General features: G+C 34.1%; 11 protein-coding genes. 8 read left to right on the top strand and 3 right to left on the bottom strand.

All coding sequences use genetic code 11. The features are described from left to right. Nucleotides 1-127: 127 nt before the first annotated feature. Complete coding sequence (locus tag HHU12_RS14205) at nucleotides 128-1,882, top strand: sulfatase-like hydrolase/transferase (protein ID WP_169657411.1); 1,755 nt, start codon at nucleotides 128-130, stop codon at nucleotides 1,880-1,882. 73 nt (nucleotides 1,883-1,955) lie between these two features. Here HHU12_RS14205 and HHU12_RS14210 read toward each other — a convergent pair whose 3' ends face one another. Continuing rightward, entirely contained in the window at nucleotides 1,956-3,287 is a 1,332-nt protein-coding gene (locus tag HHU12_RS14210) for a WG repeat-containing protein (RefSeq protein ID WP_205959883.1), read from the bottom strand. 844 nt (nucleotides 3,288-4,131) lie between these two features. Between HHU12_RS14210 and HHU12_RS14215 the strand changes: the two genes are divergently transcribed. Both HHU12_RS14215 and HHU12_RS14220 read left to right on the top strand, forming a co-directional pair. Beyond that, a complete protein-coding gene (locus HHU12_RS14215) occupies nucleotides 4,132-7,179 on the top strand; it encodes a SusC/RagA family TonB-linked outer membrane protein (protein ID WP_169657413.1) in 3,048 nt (1,015 codons plus the stop codon). 51 nt (nucleotides 7,180-7,230) lie between these two features. Next, the gene (locus tag HHU12_RS14220) at nucleotides 7,231-8,883 is read left to right on the top strand and encodes a SusD/RagB family nutrient-binding outer membrane lipoprotein (RefSeq protein WP_169657414.1); all 1,653 of its coding nucleotides are present in this window, start codon (nucleotides 7,231-7,233) and stop codon (nucleotides 8,881-8,883) included. Between the two features lie 154 nt (nucleotides 8,884-9,037). On the opposite strand, the gene HHU12_RS14225 is transcribed toward HHU12_RS14220, so the two are convergent. After that, nucleotides 9,038-11,983 (bottom strand): caspase family protein, encoded by a 2,946-nt coding sequence (locus tag HHU12_RS14225; RefSeq protein WP_169657415.1) that lies wholly within the window; start codon nucleotides 11,981-11,983, stop codon nucleotides 9,038-9,040. Nucleotides 11,984-12,181: 198 nt separating this feature from the next. Between HHU12_RS14225 and HHU12_RS14230 the strand changes: the two genes are divergently transcribed. The 5 genes from HHU12_RS14230 to HHU12_RS14250 all read left to right on the top strand — a co-directional run bounded on the left by HHU12_RS14230 (nucleotide 12,182) and on the right by HHU12_RS14250 (nucleotide 15,995). Continuing rightward, entirely contained in the window at nucleotides 12,182-13,069 is an 888-nt protein-coding gene (locus HHU12_RS14230; protein WP_205959884.1) for a metallophosphoesterase, read from the top strand. Nucleotides 13,070-13,166: 97 nt separating this feature from the next. Next, nucleotides 13,167-13,787, top strand: a complete 621-nt coding sequence (locus HHU12_RS14235; protein WP_169657416.1) for a hypothetical protein — start codon at nucleotides 13,167-13,169, stop codon at nucleotides 13,785-13,787. Between the two features lie 98 nt (nucleotides 13,788-13,885). Continuing rightward, complete coding sequence (locus HHU12_RS14240; RefSeq protein ID WP_169657417.1) at nucleotides 13,886-14,281, top strand: hypothetical protein; 396 nt, start codon at nucleotides 13,886-13,888, stop codon at nucleotides 14,279-14,281. Nucleotides 14,282-14,535: 254 nt separating this feature from the next. Beyond that, nucleotides 14,536-15,501 (top strand): helix-turn-helix domain-containing protein, encoded by a 966-nt coding sequence (locus tag HHU12_RS14245; RefSeq protein WP_169657418.1) that lies wholly within the window; start codon nucleotides 14,536-14,538, stop codon nucleotides 15,499-15,501. 44 nt (nucleotides 15,502-15,545) lie between these two features. Beyond that, a complete protein-coding gene (locus HHU12_RS14250; protein ID WP_169657419.1) occupies nucleotides 15,546-15,995 on the top strand; it encodes a hypothetical protein in 450 nt (149 codons plus the stop codon). A 158-nt stretch (nucleotides 15,996-16,153) separates the two neighbouring features. Here HHU12_RS14250 and HHU12_RS14255 read toward each other — a convergent pair. Continuing rightward, on the bottom strand, nucleotides 16,154-17,292 hold a 1,139-nt coding region (locus HHU12_RS14255), incomplete at its 5' end, for a hypothetical protein (protein ID WP_205959885.1).

The following is a 17,292-nucleotide window of genomic DNA, read 5'->3' on the forward strand; positions in this document are numbered from 1 at the left end:
CATTGTATTAATACAAGATGTTATGAGAATGGTTTTAAAAATCAATAACACTACTGTAATTATTTAATATCTTACAGATAAGATCTATCGATTCTGATTAAAAATTAAAACCTTCAATCAAAAAAACATGTACAGATTACTCATTTTGGTAGGTATGTCAATGTATCTCATTGGCTGTAGTACCTCCACATCTAGCCCAACAAAAGACTCAGAATTAGCTGATAAGAAAACCAATATTTTAGTGTTGATTGGCGATGACATTGCCTTTGGCGATTTAGGAGTTTACGGCTCAGAAATCAAGACGCCAAATTTTAACCGTTTAGCAAAAGCGGGGGTCCGTTTCTCAAATTTTCACTCTTCACCTGTGTGTTCCGTTACACGTTCCATGTTGATGACAGGATGTAATAACATCGAGGTAGGATTGGGTTCCTTTGATTATTCTTTTTACCCAGATTCAAAAGGAAAGCCCGGTTATGAAGGTTATCTGACAGAAAATGCAGTGACTATATCACAATTATTCAGCGATGAAGGTTATGATGTAATCAAAGTAGGAAAGTGGCATTTAGGGGGAGAAGAAGCTGGCGGTTACGGTCCCACACACTGGGGTTTCAATAAAGAGTTTGGTATTCTTTCAGGTGGTTCCAATCATTGGAATAACCTAAGAATGACACCTATTTTCTCGGACCCAGATTTTATGAACAAAAAGTTTGAAGAGCACTGGACTTTAAACGGAGAGAAATTTGACAGACCGGATGGTGTATATTCAGGTGAATTGTATACAAATCAATTATTGAAATTTATCAAAGAGTCAGATGCTGAAGGAAAACCTTGGTTTACTTGGATGGCATTTACAACAGCACATTTCCCTATTCAAGCACCACCTGAATTGATCGATAAACATTATAAATTTTACTTAGAAAAAGGGTATGAAGGCTTGAAAAAGCATCGTTATAAAAGTCTGAAGAAGCATGGCTTAATATCACACTTAGCATCAGAAGCAAAGGAAAACGATCTGGTCAAGAAGTGGAATGATTTAAGTGAGGACGAAAAGAAATACCAAGCCAGAGTTTTTGCGACTTATGCTGCTGAAATTGAGGATCAAGATAATAGAATAGGCCAAATTTTAGATTACTTAAAAAAGTCGGGTCAGTTAGAAAACACAATGATTGTTTACCTTTCAGATAACGGACCGGAGGGAATGGAAGCCGAGAACCCAAATACAGGAAACGAGGTCTTTGGTGAGTGGATCAAGAAAAATTATGATACAAGTTTTGAAGCTATAGGTACAGCCAATTCTTGTAACTATATAGGTACTGCTTGGGCCAATGCGGCTACAGGTGGCCTTTCATGGTGGAAGTGGTTTATTGGGGAAGGAGGAATCAGAGTACCGATGATGATTGTGCCTCCGGGAGCAATGGTCAATAAATACGAAAGAGCTGGTGAAATCAGTGATGTAGTATTTTCTGTAAAAGACCTTCCAATGACGATCCTCGATTATGCAGGAATTAAGCATCCGGGCACTAATTACAAAGGCAAAACGGTCACTGCTCCAAGTGGTATTTCTGCAAGAGCGTTCTTAGATGGGAAATCAAATATAGTAAGATCGGAAGACGATTGGTATGCCTTTGAGCTTTTTGGAAATGCGTATCTGATGAAAGGAAATTTCAAATTGATGAAAGTGAGAAAAGGGATGTTTGGTGATGGAGAATGGCATTTGTATGATGTAGTGAAAGATCCTTCAGAAAGAGTCTTCTTGGAGAAGAAAATGCCTGATAAGTTTAAAGAAATGATGGCCCTTTATAAATCTTATGAAATGAAACATAATTTGGTAAAGGTAGATGAAGGTTGGAATGCATTCCAGGCGGCTAGTGAAGCGAATTAAAAGATGAAAATAGTAGTAGGGCATTTACGAGGTATCAATTCCTTGTAAATGCCCTATTATTCTATCAATTATTTTATTGAGTATTCAAATCAACATATTCAAATCCAGTACTGTCAATAAAGAAGTGTTTTGTTGTGACTCTTCTCTTATTTTTTGATTTTAGAACTTTAGCAAAGCCATTATTGAAAGTAGAAATAAAATCATATTTTGGCTGAACTATAACATTTAAGTCCTTATTCAAAACACCAAAAGAAGAACTGTTTAATGTTGAAAAAATAATCATCCCTTCTTTGCCTTCTTTTACTTTATCAATGCTCAGTGTAGCATTAAGTTTTTGATACGATTCACTGTCATGAAATTGATAAGTTCCTTTTGAAGTTTTAAATGCCAGTGGAGCACCTTCACATACTATCCCCTCAACATAATCATCAAAAGGTATTTTAAGATCTCCTTTATAATCAGAAAAACAGACTTTCTCATCCCAGCTTTTTAAAATAAAACCATTTTTGTTCTGCCCTAAAAAATGCTGAACGGGTATGGTGGCCAATATCAATTTACCGTATTTATTAATAATTCCATTAGGGGAGTCCATCACATATACATGTTCATAATTACTGGCAATATAGTTATCACCATACATGTGTGTTCTTCTCACGTGTGAAAAACCATACTTGAAATCATAAGCTTCTACAAATTGAGCAGGAATTGTCATAATACCAGAATGATCAATATAACCACCTTTGCCATGCACTACATTTTTTACGACTAGTGCCAATCCTTCAGAATAATCGCCTACTTTGCCGTATTGTACAGGAACTACTTCTTTGCCAAAAGTATTAATGAAGCCGTACCATAAATCACCATTCTCTCCCCAACGTTGTTTCTGATTATTATTCTTAGATTCTCTACTTTGAAAGACTTTATTTTTTGAATCAATACCAATATTAAGTGTTTTATAATTCTCTACTCTGAAGTTATAATCAGTAGGTTCTTTAAGCATACCAACAGCCGCTTTCCCCTCACAAAATTCACCAATATAATCGTATTTAAAAGGAACAATCACTTGACCTTTATTATTGATAACACCAAACTTCTTGTCCTTTACAACGGCCAGCAGACCATGATTAAAACGAGGTGGTTCTTCATCAGTAGTAACATAAGTTCCAATTTTTACCACTTCATTTCCTTGCTTGTCGATAAAGCCAAATTCGCCACCTTTTTCTACATAAGCCACTTCATCATAAAATAATTCAGCATGATCAAACTGCACAGGTATGACAAGCTTTTTAGTTTCTGAAGACATGTAGCCATATTTTCCAGATTTTAGGTAAGGAACGAGTTGGTCTTGGGAAAAAAGTAAATTAGTAACCAGTAATAAAATTGAGATAGTACAAAAAGTTTTCATTTCTTCAATTGTAGTCTAAAAAACGTAAATGTAACCAAATGTAATAAAAATATATGTAATTCATAGTGTGACGGTCCTAATTAAAAGCTTTATAATAAGTCTATTATCATTAAATAAGCCAATTTTATCCTATTTCATATTGGAAGGATAGTCATTACAGTTTTTAATTTGAGAAGCGTTTCAATAAGCTGTTTTTTTGAGAAAATTAGTGATGTCACCTTTTGTAATTTCATTTTTTTTTTATTCTGAAGGAAAAATGAGATGTTTGTTTCAAGAAAAATTCACACAAAAAACAGAAAGAATTTTGTAGAATCATCATTTAATTAAATAGCCTAAAAAAGAACATTTTTATAAAGTGTTCTTTTTTTATTTACAATATTCTGTGGTATTCTGTATTACTAAAAAAGTATTTTGTTAAAGTTGTTTCTCCTAAAAAAAACTAAATGTGTACAATGTGTTAGGTGTTAAAATAAAAACCGTTAATTCAATGCAACCTTTTTTAATGATATCTATTATCCTTGTAATCGAATAGCTAATCAATTAAACCTAATTTTCATTTTAAATACATTGTCTATACAGCAGAATTACTAATAACCATTAATTTATTTCATTTTTATCAAATTCCATATCACCGTTCATGAATCTCATAACTGCATGAACAGGATGGATTTATATATATATCTAAAGTGGCTTTGAATGATTTTTTTTTAAAGTGACTTTTAGATCACTGACTTTTTATAACTATTCACTAAAACCTAATAGTTTTTAAAGCCAACCAATTAATTATAATCAACTTTATTATCTTATTATGATCAAGAGAGTACTCTTTTTACTCACTTTTTTGATGTGTAGTATCTCATCTCTATACGCCCAAGAAAGAAGAGTGACAGGTATCGTTGCAGATGCCGATGAAAACACTTTACCAGGTGCTACAGTCCTTGTAGTAGGTACCACTGTTGGTGCTGTTACCGATTTTGAAGGTAAATATTCAATTACGCTTCCTGCTGAAGGAGGACAGCAATTAGAAGTTAGACTTATCGGTTATACAACTCAGTTAGTTGAAATTGGAACACAGTCTGTTATCAATTTTACTTTAGAAGAAGATGCACAAGAACTTGAAGAAGTTGTTGTTACAGCCTTAGGTATGGAAAAAGACAAGAAGTCTTTAGGTTACTCAGTTTCAGAGGTAAAAGGTGACGATTTAAAAACAGCCGATAATGATATCTTAAGCTCATTAAACGGTCAAGTAGCAGGTGTTCAGGTAACTGCTTCATCTGGTGCTGTAGGTTCATCTTCAAGAGTTGTAATCCGTGGTAACTCATCTTTGACGGGTGATAACCAACCGTTATACGTTGTTGACGGAGTTCCAGTGGATAACACTTATAACTCTGGTAACACTTCATCTGGTGGTGCTGACTTCGGTTCACCAATCTCAGATTTGAACCCAGATGATATTGAGTCAATGACAGTCTTGAAAGGACCAAACGCAGCCGCTTTATATGGTTCAAGAGCCGTTAACGGTGCAATCATCGTTACTACAAAGAAAGGTAAAGGACAACAAGGATTAGGTGTAACACTATCTAATACAACAACTTTCCAAACGCCATTGATCTTACCTGATTATCAAAACACTTACGGTCAAGGTATGAACGGTGAGTTCAAATTCGTTGATGGTAAAGGTGGTGGTACTCATGATGGTTTTGACGAATCATGGGGTCCACGTTTAGATGCAGGTTTAATGATTCCTCAATTCGATTCGAATGGTGAATTAGCTCCTTGGGTATCTAATCCTAATAACGTTAGAGATTTCTTCGAAACGGGTCACGTTTCAACATCTAACTTATCGATTGCTCATGCCAATGAGAATACAAATATGCGTTTTAGCTTAATGTATTCAGATCAGAAAGGTATGGTTCCAAACACAGGTTTGAATACATACAGTGCTTCAATGGCTATTGGTCATAAGATTACAGAGAAATTACGTTTTGATGCTAAAGCAACTTACTCTCATAGAGGTGCTGATAACTTACCATCTCAAGGTTATGACGGTAACAATGTAATGCAACAATTCGTATGGTTCGGTCGTCAGGTTGACGTAGCTGGTTTAAAGAACTACAAGAAACTTGATGGTACTCCATATAACTGGAACTATAACTACCATGATAACCCTTACTGGATTTCTTATGAGAACACTAACTCACAAAGAAGAGATCGTGTAAACGGTTACGCTCAAATGAAATACAACTTCACTGATTACTTAAGTTTACAAGTAAAAGGTGGTACGGATTTCTACTCTGAAAATCGTATGCAAAGAACAGCGAAGTACTCGATCAACAACCCTACAGGTGGTTTCACTGAGGAGAACTACTTTGTAAGTGAATCAAACTTTGATTTCTTACTTTCATTCTCAAAAGACTTTGGTCGTGACTGGAACGTATCTGCTAATGCAGGTGGTAACAACATGTATAGAAATTACAAGAGAGACGCTATGACAGCAACTGGATTAGCAAACCCTGGTATCTATACTCCAGCCAACGCAGTAGGTCAAATTGATGCAATCACTTACTTCGAAGAGCAAATCATCAACTCATTATATGCAACTGCTTCAGTTGGTTTCAGAGATTACTTATTCATGGACGTTTCAGTTCGTAATGACTGGTCTTCAACACTTCCTGCAGCAAACGACAGCTTCTTATATCCATCAATCAACCTTTCATATGTGTTCTCTGAGCACTTTGATTTGCCACAATGGATCTCAAATGGTAAAGTAAGAGGTGGTTGGGCACAAGTTGGTGCAGCGGCAAACCCTTACATGTTACAAAACGTATACGGTTCTCCACTTCCTTGGGATGGAAACCCAATGTTCAAGTATGACAACGTTCAAGCAAACCCTAACTTGAAACCAGAGACAACAAACTCTTGGGAAACAGGTCTTGAAATGTCATTCTTAAACAACAGATTAGGATTTGAAGCAGTTTACTACAAGAAAAACACTTACGATCAAATCGTACAAGCTGACGTATCTTCAGCATCAGGTTATAGATTCTCAGCTATTAACGCAGGTGAGATCGAAAACAAAGGTGTAGAATTCTTACTATATGCTACTCCAATCCAAACTACAGATTTCCAGTGGGATGTTTCATTCAACTATACAAGAAACGTCAACACAGTAAAATCGTTAGCTGACGGTGTAGATTCATTTATCTTAGGTGACTACTGGGGTCTAACTACTGAAGCACGTCCGGGTATGCCATTAGGTACTTTCTACGGTATCAAATACCAACGTTCTCCTGAAGGTGATATCATTGTAAACGATCAAGGTATTCCTCAAAGAACTACTGAAAAAGAAGCACTTGGTGACATCAACCCAGATTGGAGAGGTGGTATCCGTAACTCGATCACATATAAGGGAATTACATTCTCAGCGTTGATCGATATCCAAAAAGGTGGTAGCATCTTCTCAGTAACGAACATGTTCGGTGAGTATGCAGGTGTATTAGAGAAAACAGCAATCAACCGTGAAGACGGAAGAATTGTAGGTGTAGTTCCTGACGGTAATGGTGGTTATAAGCCAAACGAAGTTGCTGCTGACGCAATGACTTACTACCAAGGTTTATACGGTATCCACGAAGAGTATATCTATGATGCTACTTATGTGAAATTAGCACAGTTATCAATTGGATATAACTTACCTCAAAAATGGTTGAAAAACACAGGTCTTAAAGGACTTTATGTAGCAGCTGTAGGTAACGACCTTTGGATGATGTACAAAAATGCTCCAAACATTGACCCTCAAGCAGGTTTCGGTGCAGGTATGTCAGGTCAAGGTTTCGAATTTGGTCAATTACCAACAGCAAGAAGTTTCGGATTTGATATCAAGATGAAATTCTAATTAGAATTAATTCTCTATCAAATTTAAACATCCATTTAATAGTAAAGAAAAATGAAAAAATATATTAATTATATATTCTCAATCATTGTTTTGGCAAGTATGACTTCTTGTTTCAGAAACTTTGATGAATTGAGACAAAACCCTAACAGTCCAAGTGAGGTTGAGCCAGAAACATTATTCGCCAACGTACTTTACACAAGTACTGGTAGTTTCTACGGAGCTCAAGGACAGTACTTCAACTTAACAGGTGCAGGTCTTTGGGGACAGCATTTCTCTAAAATCCAATACTTAGACGAGGATTGGTATGAATACCGTCCAGGTGTAATGGATGAGAAATGGAAAAGAATGTACGCTGGTATGTCAGGTGCAGGAAACGACATCAACTTAGCAGGTCTTTATGATTTAGAATTAGCTTTACATAGCATTCGTAAGCGTAAAGAAATTGCAGAAGAGTCAGGTAATGTAGCAGGTGTTAAAGATGCACAAGCATTAGAAGGTGCTATGTTAGTAGCAAAAGCGTATTTCTTCTCAGTGACTACTGATGCATGGGGAGATATCCCTTACTCAGAGGCGTTCCAAACGGTTGAGTTAGGTTATGAAACTACAAACTTCCAGCCTGCTTATGATGCTCAACAAGATATCTACAATTCTTTATTTGAATTGTTAGAAGACGCAAATGAATTATTATCTCATGGTGGTGCAATTGATTCTGGTTCTGACATTATTTACAGAGGTAGAACTGATAGCTGGCAAAAATTAGCCAACTCATTGGCTGCTAGATTATACACTAGAATCAATAAAGTAGATGCTGGTACTTCATCAGCTGGTTTATCAAAATTATTCGGTAACCCTGGTAAATACCCTATGTTTTCAAGCAATGCTGATGATGCTGAGTTAGTATACATTGGTTCACAACCGTACATGCAACCAATCTACTACAATCGTCATATTGACAACCGTGATGACTTTGCAGTGTCTAAAAATGTTGTAGACTTATTAGAGGAAACAAACGATAAAAGATTATACATCTACGCTCAACCTACTCCAAGATCAATGGACCCAGAAGGTGATATTGATATCGAATATGTAGGTCAAGAAAATGGTGTTCCAAGATCTGAATTCCCAATGTTGAACTCAGTATCGAGAATTGGTTCACTTTACAGAGAGCAACCAAACGGTAAATCTTTCTGGATGACTTATTCAGAGTTGAAATTTATCGAAGCGGAAGCAGCATTAAATGGTATTGCTGGTGTTTCTGGTTCAGTTCAAACTTTAGTAGAAGAAGGTATTAGATCTTCATTTGCAAAGCAATATGCTGACGTTGAAGCCTACCAAGCACCAATGATTCCTGTAGAAGGTGACGAAATTTTAGGAGCAGCAGCAGATGCTGATGAGGTTATCTCAAACCTTGATTGGGCTAAAAATGGTGGTCAATTCAGAATCATCATGGAGCAGAAGTACCTTTCGATTTTCACAAATGGTCCTGAAGCATATGCTGAAATTAGAAGAACGGGATGGCCTGCGATTGATAAAGTAAGAGGTGCCACTCAGTACACTGAAGGACTTCCTAACCGTTTCCCTTACCCATTCTCTGAGCAAACTTCAAATGCTGCTAACTGGGCAAAAGCATCTGAAGGTATTGTAAACACAGTTTATGGTAAAAAAGTTTGGTTTGCTGAAAACACAGAAATCAATTACAAATAGTTCGAAATAAGGACATTCTCCTGTTTCAACACAAATAATTTATCAATAGCGAAAAACTAAAACTATTTCATCATTACATAAATTGAATTGTTAATAGAAAAAGGCACCTTCTTGAGGTGCCTTTTTGTCTTATTATTAGGAGCTATCTTTTTGTTCAATCAACAAAAATTGGAAAGTCAGGAACTCCATAAGGGATTATAGAAGTAGGGGACTGACCACCGGAAGTGAGTTCTTTTACTCTTCTAGAAAGATAAAAATCTAAGGCTTTGATGTAAATCACTCCTTCCTGATCAAAAGAAGCTTTTCCTTTCAATCCCTCAATTAGAGCCTCTGTGAATGCTCCATTTTCCCATCTATTATCTTCCACAGAAAGTTGTGATCCTGTGGACGAAGTGAAAACAACAGCACCATTTTCAGCATCAGATAATTCATTGATGGTTTTTGTGAGATTCAAACCTACAGATCGGGCACCATTAATGATGTTACCAGAATGACATGTATCAATAAATAAAACAACTTTTCCGGGGATGGTTGAAATTGTATATTGAAACTCTCCAAAAAATAAACAAGTCCTTCGGATACTGTTTAGGTCAGAATCATGCGGTAGATAATAGAAGGCTCCATTTTTATCGTTCATTCCATGCCCAGCTACGAAAATCATGGCCACATCTTTATTGGTTGTTTCGTTCTGAATCCATTCCAAAGCATCCAGAATATTTCCTTTTGTAGCCTCACGGTCAGTTAGTAATTTATGATAGACATTTTCATAAAGCTTACCATCTTGAGACTGGATTGTAGTTGCAAAATCATTGGCATCTTTAGCTCCATACTTTAGGTCCAAACCAGAATTAAGATAGTCACTCACCCCAATAGAGAGTAAATAAAGATTAGGCTTTGGAGCTGAAGCCTTTTCGCCATCCCATTTGATCATCACAGAAGAGGGCTCGCTCCATCCATTTTCATTTTTAGCGATTACTTGGAGAAAACTATCAGTTTTAGGAATTGAAATTTCCATCAAATTGACCTCATCTTTCTTTAACTGTAAACCTCTACTTTGATCTATGGTTTCTCCATTAATAAGCACTTTTACTTCTTCAATCGCTGATCCATTCAATGATTTGGCAGTGTATTCTAACTTAAGAGTGGTATTCGAAACCGTTTCCCCAGCCATTGGATATTTGATTTTTACCAAAGGAGGAAGCTTTTTAATCAGTTCCTCATTATTGACTGAACGAGAAGTGAATTTCGGTTTAGAAATACTCATAAATGAGTTGATGGTATCAGGATGATAATAGGTTTCTCTTAATCTTGAAACATCATAAAAATGTGTACTTTTCTTGGAAACATTAACATGCCAGCCCAAATATTTTTCCCCACCAATTGCAGTATCATAATAGCCGTCATTAGTATAAAAAATCCATTTTTCGGTAGTAGGATCAATAAACAAAGAAAGCAAATAGTCATTTCTTAGCTTTGGCGCATATTGAAACCCAAACTTAGAAGTAGTCTTATTGATGATGATATTATTGATCTGATTACCCCTTTTAATGCTGAACTTATAGCTAGTTTTTCGCTGAATCAAAGGCGATAGTTCTTTACTGCTATTTACCGGATATCCATTGACAGCTAAAATAATATCACCCTTTCTGATACCATGACTATAAGCGAGCCCAGTTGGTTTCACAGTTATCAATTTAACTCCTTTTTGCTCTTTGAATTGAGTATTGTACCACCTTATACTTCCATCTTGAGCAAAAGTAACAAGCCGTTTCTGATCAGGAGTGATAATTACATTGACAATAGGAGAGGGCACATCAATATTCCAAAGGATTTCATTTTCTTTTGTCAAAAAATAGAGTCCTCTATGCGTACCCAACGCTACAAATTTACCATCTTGAGATACATCAACAGCTTGGCAAAACTCATAATCATTTCGCAATTTGACTGTATCTCCATTAATCAAGGGATACATAGAATAATTCCAGTCTTCAACGATGGTATTTATTCTCTGTTCTTTTGAGGAATAGTATTTTTGAAGAGTAGGAATAAAACTTCTTGTATTAATATCAAAACTTAGCTTGGCAGAGTTATGTTTGACCGTAACGATATTAGCGTCATGGTTTATTCCAAAATCTTCAGGTTTACTTTGGTTGTAATTTAAATGATGGCTTTGTTTGTGATAAATAGTTTTGAAATTTTGATCTAAAGCAATTATCTCAGGTTGGTTACTGACACATAGGTATTGATCATCAATTTTTCTGATTTGTGTAATATTACCATTGCCAATCAGAAGCCTTTTAGTAATCCCTTTTTCAGGTTGATAAAGTGCTATGTTATGTTTTACTTTTGATAAACTATCAGAAAAAGAGATCATCAGCTTATGATTGTCAGCACAAAATAACGTATTGATTCTATGAGCATTTTTCACTTCAATATCTCTTTTGAACCTTAGCTCGCCCCCATGAGAAAGGTGATATTGACTTACAGCAGGATTATTAAGATATACCACAGATATCAAATTTTTCTCCTTATTGATGACTACATTTCTGGGAGAGTCATATTTCGTTTTATATTTTTTATTGAAATTATATTGCTCATCAAAAACATAAATATGCCCATCCAATGAAGTAATTAATAATTGGTTTTTAGGTCCAAAATCTATATCTCTCGTCTCATCTTCAAATTGATTTAAACTTCTTTTTTTATAATAAACACCATTCTTAATTCCATAAATTCCAACCTGTGCATTACTGTAAAAAGTAACTGCTAAATCATTGCTAATAGGATGAAAAGCCAAACGACTCACTACATTAGGAAGTCCAGTAATGACCTGTTTAATTTCCCAAGTCTGAATATCAAATAAGTAGATTTTTTTCTGTTGTCCATTGCCTCCCGTATATCCTCCAACAGCCAATATTTTTTCATCATTTGATACCGCACAGGCAAATAGTTTTCCATTTAATACCTCTCCAACAGGAACTCTTAACGTCTTAATAAGTTCACCACTTTTCAGATCCCAAACTTTCACAGTTTTATCTTGAGAAGAAGTGAAATAATATTTAGAAGACTGACAGATATCCGTGATTTCTTCCAAATGCATTTCATTATTTAACCGAAGGAATATTTCTTTTTGACTAAAACATTTGTTGGTTATCAAATACAATAACAGAAAGAGAAGTGAGTATTTGGAGTTGAAGAGCATATTGTAATTAATTTATTATGAGAAATACTAAAATATAAAAAATGAGCATATAATTTTTCTATTACTACAAAAAATGGCTTACTTTTAAATAACTTTGTGCGAGACCCAAATCATTATGGAATAGCTACTTACTATACGGTGATGAACAGAAGGAAATTTATAAAGAGAGGGATTTTAGCCACCCTAGGAGCAGGACTTTTTACAGGTCTATATACATGGCAGATTGAACCGTTTTGGCTAGAATTTGTGAAGAGGAAAATGCCAGTAGCAAATTTACCCAAAAGACTGATTGGAAAAACAATCATGCAAATTAGTGATATACATATTGGTGATCGTTTTGATTATCATTTTATTATTGACTCTTTTGAAAAAGCTAAAAAATGGTCTCCTGATTATGTTGTGTATACTGGTGATTATATTCAGAATGACAGCAAGAAACAATTCATACAACTTCCAGAAGTACTGAAACATTGTGTTAAAGGGAAACTTGGCACTTTTGGGGTTTTAGGAAATCATGACTATGGTATGAGGTATACTGAACAAAATGTTGCTGATGAAGTTTGTTCACAGTTATCTAAAGCAGGTATTGAGGTATTACAAAATACCCAAAAAGAAGCTGGAGGCCTTAATTTTATAGGCTTTGACGATGTACAAGGCTTAAACTTTTATCCACACCGAGTAATGAATTATTATAATGAGTCAAAAGCAAATGTAGTTTTGTGTCATAATCCTGATGTATGTGATTTAGATGTCTGGAATGGATATAAAGGTTGGATCCTTGCAGGGCATACACATGGTGGACAATGTAAACCTCCCTTCTTTAAACCTCCAATATTGCCTGTGAAGAATAAAAGATATACAAAAGGTGAGATTGATTTATATGATGGGAGAAAACTCTATATCAACAGAGCTTTAGGTCACTTAAAACAAGTAAGGTTTAATGTAAGGCCTGAAATCACTATTTTTGAATTAGAAAAAGCATAAGAATATAACAATCAGAGTGAGAAAGTATATTTAATTTGAAATCCAAAAGTGGATTATTATTTTCACTTTTTTAGAAATTAATAAAGCAAACAAATCAATGTACTTTCAATCTTTTCTTATGGGGTTTGCCTCTATTTTTACACCTGCTGTTTTTATCAAAACAATTATTCTAATAGCATTATTGAGCAAATTAAAACTCACAGATCAGGAAAGGAAGAGGATGATACTCATGTTCTGTAGTCTCTTTATTGTCATTTACTTAACGATAGATGTTTTTTTGATTAGCATGGAGCCATATTATTTGAATAATATTCAAAATAAGGAAAGTGTATATCTCTTTTCTGGTGCTATTAATATTGGTTTTGGTCTATTTTTGGTAGAATTCTTATCAAGGAAGCAGGCTAAGCCTTTATTTGATCACCCATATAAATATTTTCTGATAGGTGTATTTTCAATTTTTTTTACTCTTGCATCATTTTCTTCTACAGGAACTATAATTGGCGTCATTCAACTTAATTTTCTTGAAAATCAATCTTATTTATTAGCCTTAATTCCTGTATTAATTTTATGTTTAGGGTTAATACTTCCGATTGGTTTTTTGGTATATTTTCTTGACAAGAAGATAACAAAAATTAAAGAACATAAAACAACAAGAATAGTCCAATCAATAATTGGTGGAGCAATGATTGTTACCACAATTGTAAGATTATTTTTATGAGAAACTTAAAGTAAAGAACCTTGAACTTTTTATTTTTTAAATCCAAGGCGAGTAAACCGAAAAGCGTTAGTGAGTAGGACTAAATAAATTAACAAAAAATGAAAATCAAATCTCTTTTATCCGCATTATTTTTCTTTGCATTGCTAATTGGGTTTACATCTTGTTCTAATGATGACAGCCCTGCAAGCCTTTCTACACAAGTGAATCTAACAGTGAACAAAGATGGTCAACCTGCCTCAGGTGTGGATGTATATTTATTCAAGAAGGTAGATGTAGGTGTGAATTCATTTGATCCTTTTTATGCTAATAAGAAACTAACAACGGGAGCAGAAGGCATGGTTGTTTTTGAATTGAATGAAAACGGTGATTTAAGTGCACAAACAGCTGAAACTACATTGTATTTCAAAGTTTTTGATGAAGCTGATAATGTATTAGGGGAAACAGATGTGACAATCAATAAAGGGGAAACTAAGAATGCTACAATCTCTTACTAGAAAGAAAATAATTCTAAACTTCCGCCTTCTTTTTATATCAAAGAAGGCGTTTTTTATATCTCAATATGGACTCTTCTTTACCCAAGAAAAACCAAAGTTTAAGAGACTAAGCCCTGAGAGAGGAATAGCCTTAATAGAGAACAATTGATCAAATATTTAAATCAATAACACATTCTAACTAAAAGTTTACGTTACATTTCAATTAATCTATTATTATGATTAATTTCGAACGAAACAATTCAAACTTTTTTAGCATGTATACAAATACAATACACGACTACAATCAACATAAGCAATGGTTAAAAGATTTTTTCGAGGGGGAATTTATACATCCTAATTTATTAAAAGTTGATAATGACAAAGGAGAAGGGTTCATCTTTTTTTATAAAATCCACCCTAGTATTTATTTTATATATTACAATATAGATGCAAAGCGGGATTTTACGATTGATCTTGATTATGGAAATGCTTCTTACTTTAAATATTTTGCCTCTTTTTTTAATAGAAATATCTCTGTCAAGAACAAAGAACAGAATACGTTACAGTCATTGCAAAGTAATGGTTTTTATACTTGTACAAGAAAGATATCCGTTGTTAATCAAGTCCTAAAAGGGGAGAGACTACAAAATATAAACATTTATTTTTCTGAAACTTCCATCACAGAAATTGACGATAAAGATATAGGAGAATATTATATCAATAGAACACATTTCTTCAATTACTTTGATGAAAATAGAGAGATGATTTTGTTCAAGAAGAGCTTGCAGGAAATCAATCATTTTTCAGAAAAATTGAAGGCAAAGATACTGCCTGTAAAAATGCAGGAACTTTATTATTTGTTTTTGAGAGCGTTGAAAAGAGTTACAATCCCTAGTTGTGAAGTGAGTTTTGATGAGAATAAATTAGGGGAGTTGTTCCAATTAAGAAATAAATTGATTGGGAATTGGGAAATTAAACCTGATTTTGAAGGCTTAGTTCAGAAGCTAAAAGGAAATGCAGAAGAGACAGAGGCACTTTTTGAGTCGGTTTTTGGTTATCCCGTTGCTACTTATTATTCAAATTATAAAATGGAACTTATCCGTATTGCTATTTTGAGCAAACAGCAGTCAATTTCTGAAATCGCCACTGCGTTTGGGTATACCCAAGTACAGCACTTTTCTACCACTTTTAAAAGAAAATTTGGAGCTTCTCCTTCTGAGTATCTTCAACAAAATGGATAAAAAATGGGCATGACATTAACATTGTTCATGAACATAAATAGACTATGCAGACGACATCAGTATTTAAAAGCTCTACTTATTATTTAATACTATCATTATTTCTAATGTCCAATTCTTGTATCAATTTTCCTGTTTTTATAGAAAATACAACAGAAAATTCATTCAAAATTGAAGCTGAGTATTATTCTAAATCTAAAAGAGGGTATGAGCTGAAAGGTAAAGGTATGGAAAGGGTTAGCGCTAACTCAGAGTCATATGTTAGTATTCAAAAAGGTCGTTATAGTAGTTTAAATCAATTGGATAGCATTTTTATAAAAGTAACACCAACTGGGAACATTATTAATAAAAAAGTTATGATTCAAAAGAGGCTTATAAATTCAGAAGCTCCTCAATTTATTACCTTACAATTTGATACTGATACTCTTTTTGTAAATCTTCCAAGAAGCTTTTCAGCTTTTCCATTAGGAATAAAATATAATCCTAAAAGGAATTAAAGCAATTAGAGAAAAGAGATGACGGAATTGATTGGGCAAAAAATTATGTGATGAAGTACTCAAGATGATGATCCATGAAGTAGAGCATTCATCTATTAAGACGTTATTCTACAACACGGATCATTTTCATTAAAGGCGGTCACTAACCTAATAGTTTTTTATTCTTCTGTAAAATAACTTAGGGTATGATCTTTTCCATAGTCAATAATCGCAGAGTCCATGGATGTGTGTAGCTTTTCCAATTTTCCTACCCATGTTTTTCTATTTTTGAATTCAGAACTGTCTTGTGTATGAAGAATAAAAGTTGCAATTTCTTGTCTTATGATTTCGTATTGACTTGAATCCATATAGTGTTCTATTTCATAACCAAATGTATCCAGTGATTTGAACATGAGTGTAAGTGTTTTACTTTCTATTGGATAATCATCTTCTTCCAGCATCGATTTAAAAATGTTTATTCTTTTGGTATAATCGATGTATTGTTTTTTAGAGAATTTATCTTCAAAAGTTACATATTGTTCAATAGGTAAATCAGGTAAAATAAGTTCTTGTGCCTTTTTCTCTTCCCTTTTCTGTTGTCTGTCAAAATGATCAGAGATGTTATGAATTAGTCCTATCAATGTAATTCCAATAGATAGTATGCCCAAAATACCTAAGCCCTTTTTCTTCTTTTTGATAGGAGTATTATCACGGTTGTTTAATTCATTATATAGATTACTATGGTCTTCTTTTTTATTTTCATGAGTAAAATTGTAGTCCCCTAAATTATTATCCTTTTTATTAGAATTTACTGAAGTATCTACACTTTCATCCACTTCTTCCACATTATCATCCTCTTCATAACGAGGATTTAGTAATCCACAAAGTTTACCCTCTTGCACTAGAAAAGGGCGTTTACTTATTCTTATTTCTTTATCATTGTCTTTATATAAATTCTCTGTGTGTAAATTAAGAGTCATAGCAGAAAAAGGGCCACCATCTGTAATAAGTAATACATTTTTAACAGGTATGGAGATAGCCAACAACTCACTATCTAACTTCTTATGAAAGTCATTTAGAAATGTCTGATCGAATACTTTTTCATTGGCATTTTGTCCAAACACGATGTAAGCACCTTCTCTATCCATAATCTCCAAATCCGTTTTTTTCTTGATTTGATTCTGTATGGCTATGTCAAATAATCTTTCTTCGGTAATGGATGATTTAGGTTGATTCTTTGTTATATGTATATGAGACATTACAAAGAAATACGTTGTCCTCACTGTGAAGGCAACGATATAGTGAAAAATGGTCATAG

Source organism: Flammeovirga aprica JL-4 (assembly GCF_012844305.1).
In the GTDB taxonomy this organism is placed as follows: Bacteria; Bacteroidota; Bacteroidia; order Cytophagales; family Flammeovirgaceae; genus Flammeovirga; species Flammeovirga aprica.